The organism is Vibrio nigripulchritudo, assembly GCF_027924785.1.
GTDB classification, from domain to species: Bacteria; Pseudomonadota; Gammaproteobacteria; order Enterobacterales; family Vibrionaceae; genus Vibrio; species Vibrio nigripulchritudo.
In genome coordinates, this window is sequence record NZ_AP027050.1 from 1,148,774 (window position 1) to 1,171,733 (window position 22,960).

Here is a 22,960-nt window from a genome sequence, read left to right on the forward strand (position 1 = left end):
TTCTTTCTCCTTTAATCTTTACGGAACATTTCAAGCATGCGTTTGGTCACGGTAAAGCCACCAAATATGTTAATGCTTGCAATCAATACGGCAATAAACGACAGGAAGGTGACGACACCGCTACCCTGACCTATCTGCAACAGAGCACCAACAACAATGATCCCTGAAATCGCATTTGTTACCGACATTAAAGGAGTATGGAGTGAATGAGATACGTTCCAAACCACGTAATAACCCACCACACACGCTAAGACGAATACTGTAAAGTGAGCGAGGAAATCAGCAGGTGCGACAGATGCAACCCAACCGAAAGCAAGGACACCTGCACCCATGGCGACAAGCTTCTTGAAAGGTGAACTCGGCTCTTCGACTTTTTCAACCGCTTGTGGCTGAGGCTTAGGTTTTGCCTCTGGCTGAGCAGAAACCTGAATCGGTGGTGCTGGCCAGGTAATTTCACCCTCTTTAATTACGGTTACACCACGCAACACAACATCTTCGAAATCGATATCGATGTTACCGTCTTTTTCTTTACACAGAAGTTTGAGAAGGTTAACCAGATTGGTTCCGTAAAGTTGAGAAGACTGGGTAGGAAGGCGTCCAACCATATCGGTATAACCGACAACTTTCACACCATTTTCCGTGGTGATTACTTGGTCCGCAACCGTATATTCACAGTTACCACCGTTAGCCGCAGCCAAATCAACAATCACACTACCTGCCTTCATACTGTCTACCATTTCTTTGGTAATCAGTTTTGGAGCAGGCCTACCAGGAATTAATGCGGTAGTAACAATGATATCGACGTCTTTAGCCTGTTCAGCATAAAGCTCTGCCGCTTTCTTGTTGAACTCATCAGACATTTCTTTAGCGTAACCGTCGCCGGAGCCAGAATTTTCTTTGAAGTCTACTTCGAGGAATTCTGCGCCCATAGACTGGACTTGCTCTTTTACTTCTGGACGAACATCAAACGCTCTTACGATTGCGCCAAGGCTTCCCGCCGCACCGATAGCGGCTAAGCCTGCAACGCCAGCCCCAGCAACAAGTACCTTGGCTGGTGGTACTTTACCTGCCGCAGTAATTTGACCAGTAAAGAAACGACCAAATTCATGAGCTGCTTCTACCACAGCTCGGTAGCCCGCAATATTTGCCATGGAGCTTAAAGCATCTAATGCCTGAGCTCTGGAAATACGAGGAACTGCATCCATTGCCATCACGTTAATTTTTTTGGAGGACAACTTTTCCATCAACGCTTCATTTTGAGCAGGCCAAATAAAGCTTATTAAACTCGCGCCTTCCTTTATCAAATCAAACTCATCGGTCCCCGTACTTGGGTCGATGTCAGGAGCATTCACTTTAAGAATCAAGTCGCTGGACCATACTTCTTCTTTAGTGACTACTTTTGCTCCGGCAGCTTCGAAGGCAGCATCATCAAAACTCGCCAGTACCCCAGCCTGGCTCTCAATTGAGACATCAAATCCCAGTTTTAATAACTGCTCAACCGTTTTCGGCGTTGCAGCCACCCGCGTTTCACCCGCGAGTGTTTCTTTAGGCACACCAATTTGCATAGCTATTCCCTACTAAATGCACAATTAATATTCATTTTTTATCTAACGACAGAGCTAAGTTCAAGTAAAGTGAAAGAAAAATACAGTTTTTCATTACATATAACCCTATGGAATGAGATTTCCCTGCCATTAGTTTGTTAAAAAACAACGCAATTCAATTTGTTTAAGACGCTCGTCACTCAAAAAGTTTTGAAAAATTCAAAAACAAATAAAAGAGCCATTAAGCATACTGCTTAATGGCTCGCAAAAAGGTGACTAAAATCAATTCGATGTGCTGCAAAAAAACTATTTTAGTTGAAAATGCTGTCGCCCATTTGGTCAATAAACATCTGAGCTTTCTTTAGCATGAACTCATTTGCATCCTGTTCACTGGCTAAAACATCTGATCGTATGAAGGTGTGTGATTTCACTTCTCCAGATTCAAACTCCTTGATGATTCGACCTGCGATTCGGTATTGACCACCTTCTGCTTTAGGCTCCTGATAAATCAGATAACCCTTGTATTCCACTGGCTCAGCTTCCTGAACAACTTGCTCTTTCGAACCACCAAATAAACGAGAGAAGAGTCCCACTACTTACTCCTTAATCATCTTTCTTTTTAAGAATAGGTACTTCGTACCACTCTAATTCATCGTCATCGTGGCGTCTAGGTTTGGTAAAGACAACCGGAACGTTGTCTTCGGTTCGTCTTCTGCGATCGTCTTTGATCATGCTTTCAGAGGCTTGAAGCGCGTCGTTCACCTGTTTTCTCAGAACAACCAGCCGCTCTTCGGGCAGGGCTGAAAGAAAATCAATGTCGTGTCTTATGTAGATGGGACGGAGTTGGTTAAGCGCAATACAAGCCAAATCCGCTAGCTGTTCACTGTCGTATGCGTCTACGTAATCAGGATCACCCAGTCGATTTCCCACTAACGTTTCCATATAGTTATGCACATCAACGCTTATTTTCATCTATGTACTTCCCTATCCTTCATTGACAATATTCCCAGTAATCACAATAAGTTACTCAAGTAAAAAGAAATTGTGGCTTACTGACATCCAGAATTATTCACTTTGTATCATAAAAATTGAGGCAAATGCGCGCTAATACGCTATTTTTCATAATAAGTTTAGCAAAACGCTTGGAAATTATGGGAATAAAAGTATCCTATTCCTTTAAGCTGATCCGGCTGTATGTGGCTGCTGTCGACGGATTTTTTGAACAATAATGACTATCCCTGCAATTAATGCAAATCTGGTTCGATTTCTCTTTCCTCTATTCCTGGTAACAGGCGTTTTGTATGGTATCGACTACCTCACTCCTTTAGTCAGCCAGAATCAGGGCGCAATCGGTTTTCTCCCTTATGTGCTGTTTTCTATCGCTTTAGTGTTGTGCCATAGCTTCAATCAAGGGCGTATGGGCATGATAGCGGTCGCCATGATGCTCGCCTATCTTGTTATCCAGGAAAGATTACAAGTTCCACTGAATACTGGAACAACGAAACTGGAATTCTCAATCTTGGCATTTCTAATGCCCGTTTCTTGTATGACGGTCTACCTGTTTCCAAATAAACGTTTTTTTTCAAATACCGGGCTTGCCTATCTCGCACTGCTTGGTCTTTTTATTGGCTGGGCTTTTCTTACCGTTGAGCACTTTTCAGTAAATGGTATGGAAGAACTGTGGGATGGCATTCTTTTCAGCCTCCCCCAAGTATCCAAGCTGCCTTTTTTGGCTGTGCTCTATAGCGTGATTTTCGTGGGAGTCTCTGCCATCATGGTGTTAACACGCCGTGAAGCATTGGACTATGCCGTATACAACTGCCTTCTTTTGTCCACCGTTACCTTTGGCTTTTTCCAGATATCTTTTATCTCTGCTGTGTTCTTTTCACTTGCCGGAGTCCTTTTGATCTACAACATCATGTCGACAAGTCATTCTCTCGCTTTCATTGACCAGCTTACTGAAATTCCGAGTCGACGTGCGTTAGAAAATGAAATGGGACATCTGGGTCGGAGCTATTCAATCGCTATGCTGGATGTGGATCATTTTAAAAAGTTTAATGACACACACGGGCATGATACTGGTGATGACGTTTTACGACTGGTTGCGAAGCAATTGAAAAAAGTCGAAGGTAAAGCGAAAGTTTATCGTTATGGTGGTGAAGAGTTTACGGTGCTGTTTAAAGGAAAATCAGCAGAAGAAACCATGCAATTCTTAGAAGACCTGAGAGAGAGCGTTGCTGATTACGATATGATTGTGCGTAACCGCTCAGACAGACCAAAAGACGACAAGCTTGGCTCAAAAAAGCGCGGTTCCGCCAGTTCAGAGAAAACCGTAAACGTCACGATCAGCATTGGAGTTGCAGATAACTCTGAAATCAAGCACCCGAAGAAAGTACTGAAAGCGGCAGACGAAGCCTTGTATAAGGCGAAGAAAAAGGGTCGTAACTGCGTAGTTTGTAGTTAACTCTTTTGATATCTCTCTTTTTTTTCGCACATTCTATAACATTCTTACCACTAACATGGTCTAAGATCACACCTTTAAATTGTTCATTCATTATTCACTAGCCTCTATTCCGACTTTATTGTAAGTTCGATTTTGCAGCTAACAATCTGCATCAATTTGTATATAGAAGAGTTTAATTATGAGTCAAAAAGTCAATGGCACGGTAAAGTGGTTTAACCAAGATAAAGGTTTCGGATTCATCACTCCTGAAGCGGGTGGTAAAGACGTATTTGTTCATTTTTCTGCTATTCAGGGTACGGGACGTCGTAATCTGGAAGACGGGCAGAAAGTATCGTTTGTTGTGACAGACGGACAAAAAGGACCTCAAGCCGAAGACGTCAGTGCCATCTGATTATTATTAGCTTGCTGCTAGTTAGAAGAGCCACCTTATTGAGGTGGCTTTTTCATATCCACAATATATCTGCGTTTTTCACTTGCTGCCCCTATGCTACGATGACAACATCAGACTTTGCATGAGACCGCAGTATGCACACCTATAAAGGCGCTAAGCTCTCACACCCATACACCCATTTGCCCTCTCACTTTTTTTCTAAAGTAACACCAACCCCTCTTGAAAACGTTCGGTGGGTAGATTGGAATGAAAACCTGGCTTTAGAATTAGGGCTACCTGAATCACCAGATGGCGAGCTGCTGGATCTGCTCTCAGGTAATTCTGTATTAGACGCTTTCCCCCCTTTAGCGATGAAATACGTCGGTCACCAGTTCGGTGCATATAACCCTGATCTCGGTGACGGGCGCGGACTGCTCCTCTTTCAAGTTGATACTGATGACAAAAGCTATGATATTCATATAAAAGGCGCGGGGCTGACTCCATACTCACGGCAAGGTGACGGAAGAGCCGTTCTTCGTTCCAGCATTCGTGAATATCTCATGTCAGAAGCCCTGCACGGGCTTGGAATTCCAAGCACTCGAGCACTAGCCTTACTGACAAGCGATACACCGGTTTACAGAGAAGAAATCGAAACTGGTGCAATATGCGTGCGTGTTGCAACTACCCACATCCGGTTCGGTCATTTTGAATATCTGTACTACACCAATCAAATTGAAGACTTAAAGCAATTTTCAGATTTCGTTATTGACCATCATTTTCCCAACATTACGGACGAACCCAACCCATATTTGGCAATGTTTCAGGAAGTCGTCTCCAGGACTGCATCTATGATTGCAAAATGGCAGTCTATTGGTTTCGCGCATGGGGTTATGAATACCGACAACATGTCTATATTAGGGGAAACTTTTGATTTTGGCCCTTTCGGGATGATGGAAAATTTCGATCCAAGTTTCATTTGCAACCATTCTGATTATCAGGGTCGCTATGCTTTTGACAATCAACCGTCTATTGGTCTTTGGAACCTCACTGCATTAGCACAGGCACTTTCACCACTTATTGCAAAAGAAGATCTTCAGAAAACGCTGGATACCTACTACACCACTCTAACTAAGGAATACAGCGTTTTAATGAGGAATAAACTTGGTTTACTGGAATCTAAACCAGAGGATACTGAACTCTTCAATCGACTTTTCGCTTTGATGAAAGAAAACCAAGCGGATTACACAAATACCTTCAGGGCTCTGTCAAACGTAGATAAGGTGGGTAAAAGCGAATTCTTGGCAGAGCTTAAAAATAGTGACTCTGCTCTAGAATGGTTTAGCTCGTACCAAGAACGGCTTGAAAGCGAGGAAAGTAATGAAAAGTTACGATGTAACCAAATGCGAACTAACAACCCTAAGTACATCTTAAGAAATTACATGGCTCAAACGGCTATTGAACGTGCTCAGGAAGGTGATTTTTCAGAAGTGAAACGATTGAAGAAGCTACTAGACTTCCCATTTGATGAGAATTCAGGAACTGAGGAAGATACTAAGCCCGCTCCAGAATGGGCACAAGGGCTAGCGCTGAGCTGTTCTTCCTAACTCATTAGGATCTTTGTTCGAAATCCGTGAATCTTACCCTGTCGCATATCTGTCTCGCCCCTCCGCCTTGGCTTTATAGAGTAAGACGTCTGCAGCACTGTAGACGTCTTCAACCGTCTCTCGTCCGGTAGGAATAAAGGAGTAGACACCTTGTGACAGGGTAACGTAATTACTTGTAGAAGACTTAGAATGCGGGATACCCAAGGAATGGATAGAGCGATGAATACGTTCAGCTTGCTTTAGCGCATCTTCTTGATCGGCATTACTGACAATAACGATAAATTCTTCACCACCATATCGCCCCACCAATTCTCCTGAGCGTGCAAAGCATTTATCCAAGGTTGACGCTATTTGCTGTAAGCAGTTGTCACCTTCAATATGCCCGTAGTGGTCGTTGTAGGCTTTGAAATGATCGACATCCAGCAAAATAACTGTGAGAGGTAACTGATGTCGACCATGCCAAGATACCATGTCTCTCAATTCCTTATCGACATAGCGACGGTTATAAACCTGGGTAAGTCCATCCTCATTGGCTTGCTGTTGCAAATGCATATTCACTTGTTCAAGCTGCGAAGTCACCAGTTTAAGTTCTCGCCTCATTTGGGCGATCCGCTGCATCGCATTCATCTTTGCGCCTAAAACCAGTTTGTTTACAGGCTTAACCAGATAGTCATCGCCCCCTGTTTCAATGGCTTTAGCGATGGTCTCTGGCTCTTCATGGCTACTTAGGAAGATGATAGGAACCCACTCTTCAAACCGACTCCGAATCTCATGGGCAACTTCAAACCCATCCATCTCAGGCATGTTGATATCAAGTAATATGAGTTCCGGGTCAAATGAGGTATACATCTCCAGAGCTTGTTGTCCGCTTTCTACTACTTCCACAATATGACCCAACTGTTTGAGGCGAATGGCAAGTTGCATTCGCTCAAATTGAAGATCATCAACCAACAGTACCCGCATAGATGTATTCGGAGATTTCATAAACTCTTGCTGTTATAATTTCACTCGGTATGAAATGAATATAGCATGCGACGCGCAACGCCCCCTAGATATTGTCAGTAATTTGTTGACTTTTATCGCGATATTCCTAGGATGTGCCCTTTTGAAGTAACAGGAAATTTTTATGTCAAACGAAACACCAAATACTGAACAGAAAGTCGACTTGTCCGCAGTGTCTGCAGAATTACGTCAAGTTATTGAGTTTGACAATGTTCCTGAAGAAATGTACCTGATGGTGACATCTATACATGAGGTGTCCGAAGAAGCAGTAAGAGAAGCTTGGGATGCCCTTCCAGCAAGTGCACAAAATGTACTAGATAACTTTGAGCAGTTTCATGCCCTGATTTCTGTAAGTCAGGCATTCGCTGGCTTAAATGTTATGGAAGAGTTTCCGACTCTGAACCTTCCAAAGGACATGACAGAGGAAGAAAAAGAAGATTATCGCGCCTCTCTTTTGGATCAAGTACTTCACAATTGCGTTAAGGACATGACCAAACAACTTAAGAAAGCACGACGAGATGCCATACTTAAACGTGACTTCAATCAGGTATTTCTTAAGTAAACACTGAAAACTTTCATAAAAAGGTCGCAATTCGCGGCCTTTTGTCTATTTTGAGCTGTAGAACAAAAGCGTCTTGATTATGAGATTGAAAATACAATTCTCATTGGGAGTTTTGCTTTCCTGAAATTGGATTCTCATAATGATGCCTGATTATAACAATCTGTACACATAATCGCATTGTATATTATAAAAAGGAATTATCTATGAAAAAGCAGTTAGTTGTTCTTACGCTACTTTCATCGTTACCGTTTACTGCCAGCTCTCAAATCTACATTGGTGGTAAAGCCGGGGCATCCTCTCTAAGCAATTCCTGTGCTGTCGACAGTAATTGTGATGATGCTAGCTCAGCGTTTGGTGCTTATGTTGGCTACCAACTATTAGACAATGTAGCCTTAGAGTTGGGTTACGATGACTACGGTAAATTTGTTTCTAATTACCAAAATGGTGGCACTCTGGATGTTATTGATGGTTCTATGACAGCCATTACTTTCGCTCCAAAGTTCAACATACCTCTAACGGATGATCTGGATTTCTTCAGTAAACTGGGTGCTGGATACTCACAATACGAAGAAGCAAAAGACGATCTAAATCTTTTGGCTGGATTAGGATTTGAAGGAAAACTAACGGAAGCACTGCGTGCGCGTATCGAATATCAACTTATGACCGAAATAAATGCAGGTCCTGCTGACGATACAGTTGCAAGCATGTTTACACTGGGTTTGAACTACCACTTCGGTGTTAAAAGTCCAGAGCCGGTTGCTAAGGTTGAACCACGTCCGGCTCCAGAGCCGAAACCTGAGCCAGCGCCAGTTGTTGAAGAGAAGAAACCAGAGCCGCCTAAAAAGCAGACTATTACATTCCAGTCACAGCAAGATGTTAGCCTGTTTGAAACAGGTAGCAGCAAGCTAAGTGCTGCTGGTACTCGTCGTTTTGAGTCTGTTGCCACTCTGCTAACCACTTACCCTCAATCTAAAGTGGATGTAGTTGGTCACACAGATAGCCGTGGTAGCGCTAAATTCAACCAGAAACTTTCTGAGCAACGAGCTCAGGCGGTTGCTGACTACCTGATTGCTAAAGGCGTAGATCCAAGCCGTATCACTGTTAAAGGTGAAGGTGAAGCTAACCCAGTGGCATCAAACGACACAGCTGCAGGACGTGAACAAAACCGTCGTGTAGAAGTGACAATCGAAGAATTTACTGTTGAAGAGTAAATTGACCTGAATAAAGTAACGGCTCCCATATTGGGGGCCGTTTTTTATTGCTTCTTCAGACTATTTCTAAAATTAGAACTGGTAAGCAACTGACAGCTTTACATTTCGTCCTGGCTCTAAATCATCCAAATCGAACTCCGAACCATTTCTTAGTTTCGAACTGCCAGTGGTAGACGCATGAGAAACATAAGCGGCATCGAATAGGTTATCGATCCCAAACGTCAGGGCTAACCCTTCTACCTGGCTAGGTGCCCATTGTGCGTAAAGTTTATGAACGTTGTACGCCTCTTTCACTGGTTTACCTTCCAGTACATTGGATTCTTCCAATACAAAGTTAGAGTTCCAGCCTACCAATAGATCCAAGTCATAAGCAGCATACTCAAGGTTTAATGAAATACTGTCACCGATATCGGTACTTCTCGCCGAGCGATCTTGTGTATTAATAGGCTCACCAGATTCCAAAAACTTGTTGTTAGATCGTGAGTAAGACACGCGTGTTAGCAACGCATCGTATGCATAATTAACGCTTGCTTCGAAACCGGTGAACTCTGCGTCATCAACATTTTGGAATTCGTAGCTGACTGCTCTTGAAGGGTCAACGTCACGCTTAAGAATGTAATCATTTACCCTTGTCTGGAACAGAGTCAGGTTTGCACCTAGTGTGTGAGCGCCAAATTCCTGGTTGAACTTAACACCACCCTGGTGGTTGTAACCTGTTTCAGGTTTTAAATCCTGAGCGAGTTTTGCTTCGTAGTTGATGAAAGTTTCAATCAGTTCTGGTGCTTTGAACAGAGTCTTTGTACTAGCAAATAGAGTGATGTTACTCGTGACATGCCAATCTACTGCCCCTGCCCAAGTTACCTTGTTGTAAGAACTATTATCGAGCTTAGTCTCGCGATCGATGTAGTCGTATCTAGCGCCAATGGTCACATCAACACTCTCAACTACCTGAGTTTTGTCTTCTAGGTAGATAGCGTGAGAACTCAGACTTGCCTCATTTGTGTCACCTTTCGCATACTCATTCTCAGTATCTTGTTTTTTATACTCATAGCCATAGACGAGAGTTTGATCGAGACCAGACAGTGCCAGGTTTGATTGACCTTTCACCTGGGCACCAGTATTCGTATTTTTGCCGGTATTTTCGCCGACACGATCGGCTGGCCAGAAACCTGGAACGCCGACTTCATTACGGTAAAGATCGATTTTGTTCTGATACAAAGAGGCTTCTAAAAGATGCTTTTCTGTAGTCCACTCATAGCCAAGAGTGTATGTGTGACGAGTATAGCGAGTGTCGATCAATGCGTCTTTTGAGCGAGTTGCGTTCCCCGCAGCCCCCCAGTTAGGTCGAGGGTTGTAGTCACCATGATCTTTGTAGTAGTCGTATGAGAACTCAATACGTTGAGTATCACTAAGATCCCAACCCGCCTTGGCTAGCAAGTTGTTCACTTTACCCTCTGCACCGAAAGTTTCGTCTCCGTTGCCATCTTTGAAGTTGTCGCGTTTGATACCGTATAGGTAAACCAAAGCGTCTGCATTTTCACCCAGCTTGCCATAGGTTGTTAAAGATCCAGTAGCAAAAGCGTTGGAGCCATAACCACCGTAAATACGCGCACCGAAAGTTTCGTCGTAGCGCAGAAGATCTTTAGCATCTTTGGTTTCAAAATAAACTGCACCACCAAGGGCTCCGCTCGTTACTGAGTTCGCACCTACCTGAATGTCAGCAGATTTAATGATATCTGGATTGAGCGTTAGATTTCCGACGTGGTGGAACATGTTTGCATTCTGTGAAGCACCATCGAGTCGAATATCGAGATCCGTTTCACCCATTCCGCGAATGTTAATGCGCTGGTTAACGGAATGCGTACCGCCCACATCCACACCTGGGATGTCACGCAATAAGTCAGACATATGATCAGCTTGCTTTAATGCAAAATCGTCAGAGCTTAGTGCTTCAGAGCTACTGTTTACGCTTGCTCCCCATACCATAACTTCTTCAAGGTGAGATTTAGATTCCTCTGCCAAAACAGCAGAAGGAGCACAAATACCTGCTACAGCAAGGCTTAACATCGTTCTACGCACTTTTATTGAACGAAACTTGTCCATGATTTACCACATCCTAGTTCATAAATGATAATTATTCGCAGATATGGTATTTGCTGATATTATTATTGGAAAGAATAAACCCTTATCCAAAATCGCTAAAATATTATTAGGAATATACAAGATGACATCCGCTAATGATGTTTCCAAAACACCGTTACGCGAGCCAGTTGCTATCACCCAATTCGTAGATTCAGGTTCCGAAAAACAGAGCGTTATTACGTGTAATCAATCTAAGCCAGACGTGCTTGTAGAAGGACAATTTGTCAGTTACCAATCTAGGGATGGTATAACCGTTCATGGAGGCGAAACTTTAGATCTTGCATCACGACATATTGTTGCCACCTCGCCCTCATCTGTCATTATTACCGTCCTTTTGAAAGGCAAGCTGGTATTTGGCTACGATGATTTGCACTTTGAGCTTGACGCCATTAATGCGCCTCAGGCTGTAGTTACCAACCTTAAAAAGCCTGCTACATTTCATAAGCGAACGTTGAAAGGAAATTGCGTTGAGAAGATCAATATCGTGATCAAACCTGAATGGTTTAACGCAAGGCTAGAGCTGTCTTCCGACGACTCGCTCTGGGCATTTTTAAACGCTGACAAGTCGCATCAAATCATCAATATCGATCAGAATATTTTGTCCTTGATTCAACCGATTTTAGACATGAGAAAACCTCAATCTCTTACTGAGACTTTGATGTTTGAGTCTCACGCACTTCAGGTAATGTCCTTGGTTTTTGAACAGGTAGCTTCGGGGGTTCACGCATCCAATCAACGCGAACAACCTTTTCAGTTTAATGGGGATATTACACACCTTATTACGTATCTGGAATCCAAACTGGATGAAGATCTTACGCTTGAAACTATCGCATCTTATGCGGCAATGAGTGTTTCTAATCTACAAAGGCGTTTTAAACAGGAAGTGGGATACACGGTTTTGGGTTATATACGCTATAGACGATTAGCAAGAGCGAAACAGGCATTAGATCAAGGGTACAAAACCATAACTGAAGCGGCGTATGACGCGGGTTACCAACACCCTTCAAACTTTACTAACGCCTTCAAAAAGCAGTTTGGCTACTCTCCCAGTGATAGCATGTCACTGGTCAATGCTGGATAACATCCCTTTGAGTAACACTCACCCCTTTGATTTGGGCGTAGACGGTATCTCCGACTTTTAACGAGAGATCGTCTGCAGCCCATTGGGTTATGTTGCACCAAAGTGAGCACTCTTCATTAAGTAAAAGCCGTATTGAAACGCTTTGTCTGTCAGGTGCCGGGCTCTGGGATTCGATCTCTCCTACTTCTGCTCTGATCACATTTCGAATGGACGTATCTTTAGGCTCCGTAAAGCACACTGACACATCGTTTGCCCTTACCTGAACTCGAACAGACGCCCCACATTCGGCATCAACTTTTTGCACCCACAGAAATCGGTTCTCGCACAACATAAGCTGAGAAAGTGAATATTGGTCGTGATGTTGTTTTACTGTGGCATCAAACAGCGTGCTTTGCTCGGAAAAAGACTGCCACGGTCGCATGGCTTTCGAATCCCAGACAGAAACCAGCGGTCCTGAGGCTTCTAACATTCCGTTATTCAGAAGAAGCATGTGATCGGCAAGCCTGATAATTTCACTCAAGCTGTGAGTGACATAGACAATAGGAATCTGAATATCCTGAGCAAGCTTTTCTAAGAATGGCATGACCTCTCGTTTTCGAGGTAAATCAAGCGAAGCCAATGGCTCATCCATAAGTAGCAGCGCAGGTTTTGACAACAGCGCTCGCCCTATTGCCACTCTTTGCTTTTCACCTCCTGACAGCGAAAAAGGCTTTCTGTCTAATAAGTGGTTGAGTTCAAGTAAATTACAGATTGACTGAAAATGACTAGGATCTTGTTCCTTTACGCCATAAAGAAGATTGCCTTTAACAGAATAATGAGGAAACAGGCGTGCATCTTGAAACACATAGCCTATGTTGCGTTTCTCAATAGGGGTATTTATTTGTTCCTGACTTGAATAGACGATGGCGCCATTTATAGACACTTCCCCTTCGTCAGGATTGGTCAGCCCGGCAAGAACATTGATAAGAGAAGTTTTACCCGCCCCAGAGCGACCAAATACAGCCGTAACCCCTTTTTTGGGTAATTGGGTATCTACGTTGAGTAACAAGTCTCCGAGCTGGTGCTTAAATTTGAGAACAATCATCGGTTTGCCCTACCCGTGTTTCCGATTTTCCGATTAGCGTTTCTGGTCAGCGCTTCTGAAATAAGTAGAGATCCTAAAGCGACAACAATGGATATAACACATAACCGGGCAGCCTCATATTCCATTCCGGGTGTTTCAATAAAACTGTACATGGCTAACGGCAGAGTTTGAGTCTCCCCTGGGATACTAGATACAAAACTGATGGTAGCGCCAAATTCTCCTAGGCTTCGGGCAAAAGCAAGCATCATCCCCGTGATGATCCCCGGTAGGATCAGAGGTAGAGTGATGGTAAAGAACACTTTGATTGGTGAAGCCCCCAATGTTCTGGCTGCCAGTTCTAGTTTCCTATCTATGCTTTCTAAATTTAGCCGGATAGCTCGAACCATTAGAGGAAGTGAAACTACAGCAGACGCCAATACAGCCCCTTTCCAGTTGAAACTGAAAGCTATCCCGAAAGTTTCATTAAGCCAGCTTCCTACAACCCCCTGTTTACCCATGGCAACAAGTAGCAAATACCCAATGACGACCGGGGGTAAAACAAGCGGTAAATGAATACAGGCATCGACCACACTTTTGCCAAAAAAGTGTTTACGTGCCAGTAGCCACGCTATCCCCACACCAAAAGGTGTTAGCCATACAACGGCGTATATAGCGACTTTTAAGCTCAGAACAAGCGCTTCTAATTCAAAATCTGTCAGCATTAGTGTGATATCAAGAAACCGTATTTAGTCAGTATGGCTTTACCTTCATCTGAAAGTAAGTAACTTTGAAACAATCTAGCATCGTTCGAATCGGATACGTTGACCAACGGGTAAGTAATGTTGCGATGAAGTTGACTATCGAAAACCATCAATTTAGTGACAGCGTCACTCTGCAAGGCATCCGTCTGATATACAATCGCCAAAGGCACTTCGCCTCTTTCTGCCAACGCCAAAGCAACTCTCACGTTATTTGTTTGTGCAAGCCTGTTTTTCACTTCATCCCAGACATTCAGTGACTGAAGTGCTTCTTTAGCGTATATCCCAGCAGGGACGGCATTGGGGTTGCCGATGGCAATACGGTCACTTTTAAGCACAGATTGCCACCAATTTTTCGAATCCAGCTCTGCTGTTTCTATATTGCTATTGGCAGGTGAAACTAACACAAGTCGATTTTCAGCAAAGTCTGACTTTCTGTCTTTTGCTAGCGCTAGCTTATTCATCACGTAATCTGCCCATTTGGTATTGGCAGACAAATAAAGATCAGTGGGAGCGCCCTGAACAATCTGACGCGCCAAAGAAGAAGAACTAGAGAACACAAGTTTAATACTCAGACCCGTTTGTTCTTTATAGTTCTTCGCTAATTCGTTGATGACATTTGTCATAGACGAAGCAGCTAATATTCTGACTTCCGCATTAACCGCTCCAGTTGTTAAACAAACAATAAGAGCGAGTAATAACCTTAAACGTGTTTTGACCAATCTTTGCCCCAAAGCTTTTCTAAGTCCATGTGATCTTCAATAGCGTCCGCAATGCGGTCGATCGCTTGCTCTTTGAGCAATTCAAAATCAACAGGTGTAACTTCTTTACAACCCGCCCAACCCAAAATCAGTTGCATCGCTTCAGATTCTTCAAATATACCATGCAGGTAGCTGCCAAATATCTGATCACACTTACTGATAACACCATCACTTTCGTTATTGTCTAGAGTAATTGGCTGAGATTCGTTGACTTGAGTCACGCCGGCATGAATCTCATAACCAGACACAGAAACCGTCTTGCCATTCAGGCTAAGTTGCCCATTCACGTTTTTAAGCTGTTTTTCTCGTAGTAGTATCGTTTCGGAATCAATTAACCCCAACCCCGCACTACTTCCTGTTTTACCTTCTATACCCTCTGGATCAGACAGTGTTTTACCCAGCATTTGATAACCACCGCAAATACCCATTATCTTTCCTCCCAGACGAATATGTCTGAGAATTTCTTTATCCCACCCCTGAGAGCGCAAATACGCAAGATCTTGGCGCACCGATTTCGTTCCGGGCAAAATGATGAGATCGGCTCCCTGCAGTGACTCGCCTTTTCCTACGTATTCAAAATCAATATCTGGATTGAGTCGAAGTGGATCAAAATCGGTGTGATTGCTGATTCTGGTAAGAACAGGGACTTTGACTTTAAACAATTGCTGATCTGAGCCTTTCACCTGTTCTGCGGTAATTGCATCTTCTGCTTCGAGATTCAGTCCATGTAGGTAAGGTAAAACCCCCAATACAGGTTTGCCTGTTTTTTCTTCTAACCAGTCCAAACCGGATTCTAAAAGCTTTATATCACCGCGAAAACGGTTGATGACAAACCCAGCGACTCTGTCCTGCTCTGATTGAGAGAGTAAAGCAAGCGTGCCATACAAATGAGCAAAAACGCCACCACGGTCAATATCTGCAACAATGATGACAGGAACATTGGCTTTTTCTGCAAAACCCATGTTCGCAATATCATTAGCACGAAGGTTAATTTCAGCCGGGCTCCCAGCGCCTTCAATAACTACTGATTGAAATTCCTGTCGCAATCGACCAAACGAGTCCATGACACTTTCCATGGCAACTTTTTTGTAATCATGGTAGCCCTTTGCTTCCATGTTGGTGATCGCTTTCCCTTGCAAAATCACCTGAGCACCAGTATCTGAGTTCGGTTTGAGTAAAACTGGGTTCATGTGGACAGTCGGTTCAACACGACATGCCAGTGCCTGAACCGCCTGCGCTCTGCCGATTTCTCCCCCATCTTTGGTCACCGCACTGTTTAACGCCATGTTTTGTGGCTTAAAAGGGGCAACTTTTATCCCTTTTCTGGTAAGCACGCGGCATAAGCCTGCCACTAGTACCGATTTGCCGGCATCAGATGTGGTGCCTTGAACCATTAAAGCTTCAACTGCTGGGATCATAATCGCTTCATTTTATTGTTAATTTTGAATTGGCTAATAGTAGCTTCATTACCTCAGAAGCCCAACCTAAAATGAATTCAACATGAATCCTACGCTCACGGTTGGTTAAAACAAACGCTGCTTTAATTAACCTCGAACTCAATAGGAAAAAAGGATTCCAAGATGAAAAACACTGTATTAGCCATTGCTGCAACTATCATTGCTTTCCCGACCATTGCTTTGGCGGGCGACAAAGACAGAGAAGATGCCTACTTAAACTACAATGGCCCCGTTGATCTCACGCCCGTATCGCAAATGCTAGAAGACACTAGCTGGATGACCGAAATGGATGTGGTGACTGAAGGTCATATCGTTAAGCAAATAAGTAAAGACACCTTTATTTTCACCGACGGACAAGCCGAAATTCAGATAGAGCTGGATGACATTACATTGACACAACCGCTGAATGCGGAGTCAAAAATCCGTCTTTATGGAGAATACGAAGGTGGCTCAACACCAGAAATTGAAGTTAATCATCTACAAATTCTCTAAGATCTTATTGAAATCTCATCCGTTTTGAATAATTGGTCTGCTTTTTGCAGACCTTTTGTATACCTGTATTACGGCACTTCGCCAAAGCACTAAAATGGATGGATTACATATGTTTGGACGCAAACACCGCCTAGCACTTTTACTTACTGCACTAACCCCTGCGGCTGCTCTAGCAAACAACTTTAATTACTCTTCTGTAGAGTTTCGCGTGGGTGCTAGCCCAACATCATACGGTGTTGAAGGTAATCTAACCTTTACTGAAAATACACATTTTATTGGTCGTCTAGATTCCCGATTTGAAGGCGACTACGACATTGCCGTTGGCGTAGGTTTCAATGGTCCTGCTACAGGTTTTGCCGATATCTTCGGTCAGATGCTACTTCACAACATCAAAACCAGTGACGACAAGTTTGTTGGTAACCAGTTTGTTCCAGAGTTAAACATCGGTGCCAGAATCTGGGTACTGGATAACATCGAAGCAAACGTTAAAGTCGGACAGTTGGTATACAGTGATACTACCGAGCTAACATACAGCTTTGGCGGACGATTCCATTCCACCGACCAATTATCCATTGGTGCCAATATTGCCGATAACGGTGTCTACGGCTCCCAACTTATCATGGGCGCAAGATTCATGTTCTAGGGTCTGCTGACCTTAAGTACAGGTCAAATAGAAAGAAAGCCTTCATTTTGAAGGCTTTCTTTGTTTAGTTTACTTTCTTTTGTACATACTGTTTGCTGACATCTACAACGGCAACGTCTCGGAAGAAACTTCTTCCCAGCAATACTGGGAACGTCAGGTGGGAACGATCTGCAAGTGTAAATTCCGTGGAGGTTTTTAAATCTCCAATCTGGATTTCACCCTCGACCACAGCTCTCCTCTGATAACCTTCTTTGCTGGACTGTTTAATCCGCACCCATCTTTGAACAGGCAAAGTCAAAAGCTGACTTTTGGTTCCGTCATGGGCAATTCGAAAACGAACGTAATCTTGCCCACCACTTTTAAACTTATCGATATCGACAGCACTGATGGATGAAGTCGTTGCACCAGTATCGACTCGAGCCTTAAAGCTCTCATCCAATCCTGAAATGTAAACCCATTCTTTTTCGCCAAGGATCAGCTTTCCATCCTGTGTTTTTAGCATACCTGCTACCTTCTCTTCCGAAACCTTTGCATCATCTACAACCTGAGGGACTCCACCCTGCTGAATGTTGATACACGCACTAAGGACTCCAGTTATTGCAAGAAAAATGATAGGTCTGCTCGACTTCATCTCCACCCTCTTATCAGTTTGCTACAGTAAATATCGCATTCGCAACGTAAGGGATGTCTTTTTCAGTTAAACCAGCGATATTGATTCGCCCGTCACCAACACCATAGATCCCATATTCTTCTCGTAAGCGAAGCATTTGCTCGGAAGAAAAGCCTAACACAGTGAACATGCCCTTGTGTGACTGGATAAAGTCAAAATGGTCAGAGTTGTGTGTATTTTTTAACTCCGCGCATAAGCCCAAACGCAGGGAGACAAGACGGTGCTGCATTTGCTGCAACTCTTCACGCCAAATCTGGCGCAAGTTGTCATCACTCAATACCGTTTTGACCAGTGCCGCACCGTGGTCAGGCGGCATGGTATAGGTTGCTCGTGCCAGCTGAAGAAGCTTGCCTTTAGCATTCCCGGATTCCTTTGCATTCTTACCGACTACGATTGCCGCACCTGTACGCTCACGATATAAACCGAAATTCTTTGAACAAGAGGTGGTAATCAGCATTTCTTCAACGTTGTTTGCCATAAACTGAAGACCTTTTGCGTCTTCCTCTAATCCATCACCAAAACCTTGATACGCGATGTCGACGAACGGAGTAAAACCTTGTTTTACTGCCATGTCGGTTATCGCTTTCCATGCATCAAAATCGATGTCTGCTCCGGTTGGGTTATGACAACAACCGTGAAGCAGAACCACATCTTCTTTGCCTGCTTTTGAAATGTCTTCAAGCATGCCCGGAACATCAACTTGCTTGGTAGATGGGCTAAAGTAGCGGTAGTGTTTTACTTTCAGACCCGCCGCTTCCATAACAGGTTGGTGATTCACGTAACTCGGATTACTTAGCCATACCGTAGTGCCCGGCTGAGCAACTTTAAGGAGGTCACCAAGCATTCTAAGGGCACCACTTGCTCCAGGAGTCTGGATAACAGACACCCTGTCATACGCCGATGTGCCTTTCAAAAGTAAATCAACCATGCATTGGTTGAACTCTTCGCAACCCGCAAGACCAACATAGGCTTTTGTTGTCTGTGTTGATGTTACTTTTTCCTGCGCCAGAGAGATTGCTTTCATAATTGGCGTTGCCCCTTCGCTATTGCGATAGACACCAATGCCCAGATCCACTTTTTCATTGCGGGGATCGTTTCTATAAGCGACAGAAAGCGAAAGAATCGGATCCTGTTTAGGCTCCGGAAGATGAGATAACATGAAATTCACAACCCTTTGAAAGTCAATAGTGGTAAGCACGTTAACACTGTTACAACAAAAAATCGAAAGGAAATTGTGTTTGGTTTGAGCAAGTTAAAGCCAGACGCTGAACATCAGGTTTTACACTTTCATGTAGTGAATGATTTGGTTAGAACTTCCTCGCCATTCCAGCCTTGGATCGGCAAGCGACTGTTCAAATTTTCCATCAATTAATACGTCTACAAAATCAACCACTTCTTTTTGAAGCGCATCGAGTTCAGACAGAAGATAACCTGTCCACATCCAAATGTCTTTGGACGGGCATTCTTCTTTTACACGCTTCGCCAAACGTAAAACATCAGGTACATTTTTAGGATGAAGCGGGTCACCTCCCGACAGAGATAACCCTCTTCTTGGAATGCGTGTGTCGCACAGATCCTCAATGATTTTGTCTTCCAGTTCTTGTGTGAATGGATGACCAGAACAGAGAGACCAGGTGGATTTGTTGTAACAACCGCGACACTGGTGCACGCAGCCGGACACAAACAGTGTACAGCGTGTGCCCGGTCCGTTTACCACATCAATGGGGTGATATTGGTGGTAGTTCATTAAAGGTGTTTGACCCTGCGCTTCACTTCTTCTTGCTTGCCAAAGTTAAACGGTCTTGCATCAGGGCTTCCCAAGTAACCACAAACGCGACGCGTCACTGACACGCGAGTGGAATCATGGTTACCACAACTTGGGCAGGTGAAGCCTTTGCTAGTGCACTCAAATTCACCGGTAAAACTGCAATCGTAGCATTCATCAATTGGCGTATTCGTACCGTAGTATGGAACGCGAGTGTAGCTGTAGTCCCAAACGTTTTCTAACGCTTCGATGTTTCGCTGCATATTCGGGAATTCACCATAGCAGATAAAACCACCACTTGAGATTTCAGGGTAAGGCATCTCGAAATCGATCTTGTCGTACGGGTTAACCTTCTTCTGAACGTCTAGGTGGAAACTGTTGGTGTAATACCCTTTGTCGGTAACGCCATTGATCACACCGTATTCTTTGGTATCGATACGACAAAAACGGCTGCACAGGTTTTCACTTGGCGTACCATATAAGCTAAAACCATAACCCGTTTCATCAGTCCAGGCTTGGACGCGTTTCTTCATGAATTTAACAACTTCGACTCCCTTGTTTCTTAGGGCATCGCTGTCGTACATGTGTTCATTTTCGCCATATAGCGCGACCATGGTTTCATGGATACCGATGTAGCCTAGGGAAATGGATGCTCTTCCATTTTTGAATATAGATGCGACGCTTTCATCTGCTTGTAAACGCACACCGCAAGCTCCTTCCATGTATAGGATTGGCGCAACACGAGCTTTCACGGACTCAAGTCTCGAAATGCGAGTCTCAAGTGCACGTCGTGCAAGTGTCAGCTTGTCCTCCAGTAGTTCGTAGAAACGCTTTTCACAACCTTCTGCCTGTAGCGCTATGCGAGGTAGATTTAGACTGACAACACCGATATTGTTTCGTCCTTCGTGAATAAGCTCCCCATTTTCTTCATAAGTGTTTAAGAAACTGCGGCAACCCATTGGGGTTTTAAACGAACCTGTAACTTCGACAACTTTGTCGTAGTTCAGAATATCCGGGTACATCCTCTTTGAAGCACATTCAAGAGCAAGGGTTTTAATGTCGTAGTTCGGATCCGATTTTTTATGGTTCAACCCATCTTTAATCGCAAATACCAATTTAGGAAAAACCGCTGTTTTACGATTTTTGCCCAAACCAGCAATACGGTTTTTGAGGATAGACTGCTGGATCAGTTTGGATGCCCAGCTTGTCCCAAGACCAAAACCAAAAGTGACAAAGGGAGTCTGACCGTTCGCTGTGTGGAGCGTATTCACTTCGTATTCGAGTGACTGGAAAGCATCGAAACATTCTTTTTCGGTTCGAGCTTTGGCAAAAGCTTCAGGGTTATGGATGTCCCATTCTTTCGCAATGTCTAAGTGTTTTTCAAAACTTGCCATTACATAAGGTTCAAGTACTTCATCAATGCGGTTGATGGTGGTGCCACCATAAATGTGGCTCGCTACCTGAGCAATGATCTGCGCTGTTACTGCTGTTGCGGTAGAAATTGATTTAGGCGTATCAATCTCAGCATTACCCATCTTAAACCCATGGGTTAACATGCCTTTTAAGTCAATCAGCATACAGTTAAACATAGGGAAAAACGGCGCATAATCGAGATCGTGATAATGAATATCCCCTGCTTCGTGAGCCTGGACAATATCGCGTGGGAGAATGTGTGTTTTGGCATAGTGTTTTGCCACAATGCCAGCCAAAAGGTCACGCTGAGTTGGAATCACTTTGCCGTCTTTATTCGCATTTTCATTGAGCAAGTCGGCGTTACTTTGCTCGATGAGTCCTTCGATTTCTTTGTTTAAAGCACTCGATTTTTCACGCGCAATGTCGCGATCATGACGATATTCAATATAAGAACGCGCAAGCCCTTTGTATGGACCCTGCATCAGTTCATTTTCTACCAGAGTCTGAATGTCCTGAATGTAAATTTCGTCTCGTTCTTCTAACGAATTGTATACCGCACTGGCAACTTGCTGGGCATAACGGCTAAGGGCTTCATCAACGGTATGTGAAGCACTTTCAACAGCGGCAACGATTCTTTCCTTATCAAAAGGTGCTTTTGCACCATCCCTTTTAATGACAACTGTATTCACCGTATCCCCTTGTATTCGAGTAGTTCAAAAAACACACTATATGCACAACATGAACGCATACAGACACAATATATTGTGGCGTATTAAAAGGGATGCCCTATTCGACTGTTTTGATCCAAATCAACAAACGATGTCTACAGTGCAAGATCAAATCGATCTTAGTGGCGAAGATCGCACATTTGAATTCTTTATTAAATTCGAACCAAACGTCATACTTTATCTATTAAAATTTCGTTATTATCTTTGAAAAATACTAATAACAATAGTCTATCTATTTTGAAACGCTTTTTACTCTTTTTGCTTACCGCCATTCACTACCCAGCTTTAGCAACTGAACTTACTTTATCCACCTGGAATATCGAGTGGCTGACAACAAATCCAAGTAAGCGAATTGAACCAAGCCAGCGTAAAGATCGCGATTTTGTTGCATTAAGAGATGTTTTTTCCAGAGTATCGGAACAACCAATGCACATTTTTTCTTTTCAGGAAGTAGACAGTGAAGAAGCGTTAATGAAGGTAACAGGACCCGGATACCAATATTATTTCTCAGACAGGGCGAGAAAAAAGCATCAGGATCTTCAGTTTGAAGACATCAACCAATACACAGGGTTTGCAGTATCAGAAGGTATCGAGGTCAGTGACCCTGACGATTTGAATCTCCTTCCCGGTCAGTTCAACAAGCTTAGGTTTGCTACCTACATAGTGGCAAAGCCAAAAGCAGGAAAACCAATACACCTACTCTCGATTCATCTAAAATCTGGCTGTTTTGCCGCCAAAAGAAAGACCGATGCTTGCCGAGTACTGGCTAAGCAGGGAAATAGTATCAACGCATGGATAACGGAAAGGCTGACTAACAATCAGTCCTTTGTCATCATCGGCGACTTTAATCACAATCTCGCGTACCCAAACGACTGGCTGTGGAAGATATTGTCTAAAGGAACCAAGGGGCGAGTCGTGTTAAACAGTAAAAATACACCCGCTGAATGTAGGGTGCGCTCCCGAACCAACCCAACCAAAACCCACCAATACCGAAACCTAATCGACCACGTGGTTTCCAGCTCAGATCTGAATTTAAGTCAGTCAAAGCAAATCACGTTCAGTAAAAAAGAAGCGTTAAGCTATCGTTTGAGTGATCATTGCCCCCTTACTTCAACCCTGAGCTTTTAAAGGTTTGGTGACCCAGCGCCGAATTTCATTAACAAAACCGTAACTTCGCTAGAATAAAAGAGCTAAAGTTGGTCATATAGAGCTCTGTTCGCTTAAGCAAGT

Annotated in this window: 22 protein-coding genes; 9 read left to right on the forward strand and 13 right to left on the reverse strand. The window is 43.6% G+C overall.

Going from position 1 to position 22,960, the window contains the following annotated elements; all coding sequences use genetic code 11:
- Positions 1-11: 11 nt before the first annotated feature.
- The 3 genes from pntA to QMG91_RS23580 form a co-directional block, all read right to left on the reverse strand.
- Positions 12-1,565, reverse strand: a complete 1,554-nt coding sequence (gene pntA / locus QMG91_RS23570; RefSeq protein ID WP_281830523.1) for a Re/Si-specific NAD(P)(+) transhydrogenase subunit alpha — start codon at positions 1,563-1,565, stop codon at positions 12-14.
- Between the two features lie 290 nt (positions 1,566-1,855).
- Positions 1,856-2,137 carry an HlyU family transcriptional regulator gene (locus QMG91_RS23575; protein ID WP_281830524.1) on the reverse strand — a complete coding sequence of 94 codons (282 nt, stop codon included), beginning with the start codon at positions 2,135-2,137 and terminating at the stop codon, positions 1,856-1,858.
- 10 nt (positions 2,138-2,147) lie between these two features.
- Complete coding sequence (locus QMG91_RS23580; protein ID WP_281830525.1) at positions 2,148-2,516, reverse strand: late competence development ComFB family protein; 369 nt, start codon at positions 2,514-2,516, stop codon at positions 2,148-2,150.
- Positions 2,517-2,772: 256 nt separating this feature from the next.
- Between QMG91_RS23580 and QMG91_RS23585 the strand changes: the two genes are divergently transcribed.
- From QMG91_RS23585 to QMG91_RS23595, 3 genes are all read left to right on the forward strand, one after another.
- Positions 2,773-4,008: a GGDEF domain-containing protein gene (locus tag QMG91_RS23585; RefSeq protein ID WP_281830526.1), complete on the forward strand. Its 1,236-nt coding sequence runs from the start codon at positions 2,773-2,775 to the stop codon at positions 4,006-4,008.
- A gap of 178 nt (positions 4,009-4,186) precedes the next feature.
- On the forward strand, positions 4,187-4,399 hold the full coding sequence (locus QMG91_RS23590; RefSeq protein WP_004404830.1) for a cold-shock protein: 213 nt from the start codon (positions 4,187-4,189) through the stop codon (positions 4,397-4,399).
- A 134-nt stretch (positions 4,400-4,533) separates the two neighbouring features.
- Complete coding sequence (locus QMG91_RS23595; RefSeq protein WP_281830527.1) at positions 4,534-5,982, forward strand: protein adenylyltransferase SelO; 1,449 nt, start codon at positions 4,534-4,536, stop codon at positions 5,980-5,982.
- 33 nt (positions 5,983-6,015) lie between these two features.
- Here QMG91_RS23595 and QMG91_RS23600 read toward each other — a convergent pair whose 3' ends face one another.
- A complete protein-coding gene (locus QMG91_RS23600) occupies positions 6,016-6,966 on the reverse strand; it encodes a GGDEF domain-containing response regulator (RefSeq protein WP_004404823.1) in 951 nt (316 codons plus the stop codon).
- A 142-nt stretch (positions 6,967-7,108) separates the two neighbouring features.
- Between QMG91_RS23600 and QMG91_RS23605 the strand changes: the two genes are divergently transcribed.
- Both QMG91_RS23605 and QMG91_RS23610 read left to right on the forward strand, forming a co-directional pair.
- Positions 7,109-7,546 carry a DUF3069 domain-containing protein gene (locus QMG91_RS23605; RefSeq protein ID WP_004404821.1) on the forward strand — a complete coding sequence of 146 codons (438 nt, stop codon included), beginning with the start codon at positions 7,109-7,111 and terminating at the stop codon, positions 7,544-7,546.
- A gap of 203 nt (positions 7,547-7,749) precedes the next feature.
- Positions 7,750-8,757, forward strand: a complete 1,008-nt coding sequence (locus QMG91_RS23610; protein WP_004404818.1) for an OmpA family protein — start codon at positions 7,750-7,752, stop codon at positions 8,755-8,757.
- Positions 8,758-8,829: 72 nt separating this feature from the next.
- On the opposite strand, the gene QMG91_RS23615 is transcribed toward QMG91_RS23610, so the two are convergent.
- Positions 8,830-10,860: a TonB-dependent siderophore receptor gene (locus tag QMG91_RS23615; RefSeq protein WP_281830528.1), complete on the reverse strand. Its 2,031-nt coding sequence runs from the start codon at positions 10,858-10,860 to the stop codon at positions 8,830-8,832.
- Positions 10,861-10,981: 121 nt separating this feature from the next.
- On the opposite strand from QMG91_RS23615, the gene QMG91_RS23620 reads away from it, so the two are divergent.
- Entirely contained in the window at positions 10,982-11,980 is a 999-nt protein-coding gene (locus QMG91_RS23620) for a helix-turn-helix transcriptional regulator (RefSeq protein ID WP_281830529.1), read from the forward strand.
- Here QMG91_RS23620 and modC read toward each other — a convergent pair.
- Genes modC through QMG91_RS23640 form a run of 4 tightly spaced genes read right to left on the reverse strand, consistent with a single transcriptional unit; the run spans position 11,967 to position 15,980 of the window.
- On the reverse strand, positions 11,967-13,064 hold the full coding sequence (modC, locus tag QMG91_RS23625) for a molybdenum ABC transporter ATP-binding protein ModC (protein ID WP_281830530.1): 1,098 nt from the start codon (positions 13,062-13,064) through the stop codon (positions 11,967-11,969). The two genes, QMG91_RS23620 and modC, sit on opposite strands and share 14 nt — an antisense overlap.
- Positions 13,061-13,765 carry a molybdate ABC transporter permease subunit gene (gene modB / locus QMG91_RS23630; RefSeq protein WP_281830531.1) on the reverse strand — a complete coding sequence of 235 codons (705 nt, stop codon included), beginning with the start codon at positions 13,763-13,765 and terminating at the stop codon, positions 13,061-13,063. The genes modC and modB overlap by 4 nt, the downstream gene beginning before the upstream one ends.
- Complete coding sequence (gene modA, locus QMG91_RS23635) at positions 13,765-14,535, reverse strand: molybdate ABC transporter substrate-binding protein (RefSeq protein WP_409351267.1); 771 nt, start codon at positions 14,533-14,535, stop codon at positions 13,765-13,767. Before modA ends, modB begins: the two co-directional genes overlap by 1 nt.
- Positions 14,505-15,980 (reverse strand): cobyric acid synthase, encoded by a 1,476-nt coding sequence (locus QMG91_RS23640; RefSeq protein WP_281830533.1) that lies wholly within the window; start codon positions 15,978-15,980, stop codon positions 14,505-14,507. Before QMG91_RS23640 ends, modA begins: the two co-directional genes overlap by 31 nt.
- Before the next feature lie 162 nt (positions 15,981-16,142).
- Between QMG91_RS23640 and QMG91_RS23645 the strand changes: the two genes are divergently transcribed.
- The gene (locus QMG91_RS23645; RefSeq protein WP_281830534.1) at positions 16,143-16,511 is read left to right on the forward strand and encodes a YgiW/YdeI family stress tolerance OB fold protein; all 369 of its coding nucleotides are present in this window, start codon (positions 16,143-16,145) and stop codon (positions 16,509-16,511) included.
- 109 nt (positions 16,512-16,620) lie between these two features.
- Complete coding sequence (locus QMG91_RS23650) at positions 16,621-17,154, forward strand: hypothetical protein (RefSeq protein WP_004404802.1); 534 nt, start codon at positions 16,621-16,623, stop codon at positions 17,152-17,154.
- A 64-nt stretch (positions 17,155-17,218) separates the two neighbouring features.
- On the opposite strand, the gene QMG91_RS23655 is transcribed toward QMG91_RS23650, so the two are convergent.
- The 4 genes from QMG91_RS23655 to nrdD form a co-directional block, all read right to left on the reverse strand.
- Positions 17,219-17,785, reverse strand: a complete 567-nt coding sequence (locus QMG91_RS23655) for an ATP-dependent zinc protease family protein (RefSeq protein WP_022561457.1) — start codon at positions 17,783-17,785, stop codon at positions 17,219-17,221.
- Positions 17,786-17,798: 13 nt separating this feature from the next.
- Positions 17,799-18,983 (reverse strand): amino acid aminotransferase, encoded by a 1,185-nt coding sequence (locus QMG91_RS23660; protein ID WP_281830535.1) that lies wholly within the window; start codon positions 18,981-18,983, stop codon positions 17,799-17,801.
- Between the two features lie 120 nt (positions 18,984-19,103).
- Positions 19,104-19,571, reverse strand: coding sequence for an anaerobic ribonucleoside-triphosphate reductase-activating protein (gene nrdG / locus QMG91_RS23665; protein WP_045964371.1), 468 nt, complete (start codon positions 19,569-19,571; stop codon positions 19,104-19,106).
- Positions 19,571-21,691: an anaerobic ribonucleoside-triphosphate reductase gene (gene nrdD, locus QMG91_RS23670; protein ID WP_281830536.1), complete on the reverse strand. Its 2,121-nt coding sequence runs from the start codon at positions 21,689-21,691 to the stop codon at positions 19,571-19,573. Before nrdD ends, nrdG begins: the two co-directional genes overlap by 1 nt.
- Positions 21,692-21,967: 276 nt before the next feature.
- Between nrdD and QMG91_RS23675 the strand changes: the two genes are divergently transcribed.
- Positions 21,968-22,858, forward strand: a complete 891-nt coding sequence (locus QMG91_RS23675; protein ID WP_281830537.1) for an endonuclease/exonuclease/phosphatase family protein — start codon at positions 21,968-21,970, stop codon at positions 22,856-22,858.
- Positions 22,859-22,960: the final 102 nt, after the last annotated feature.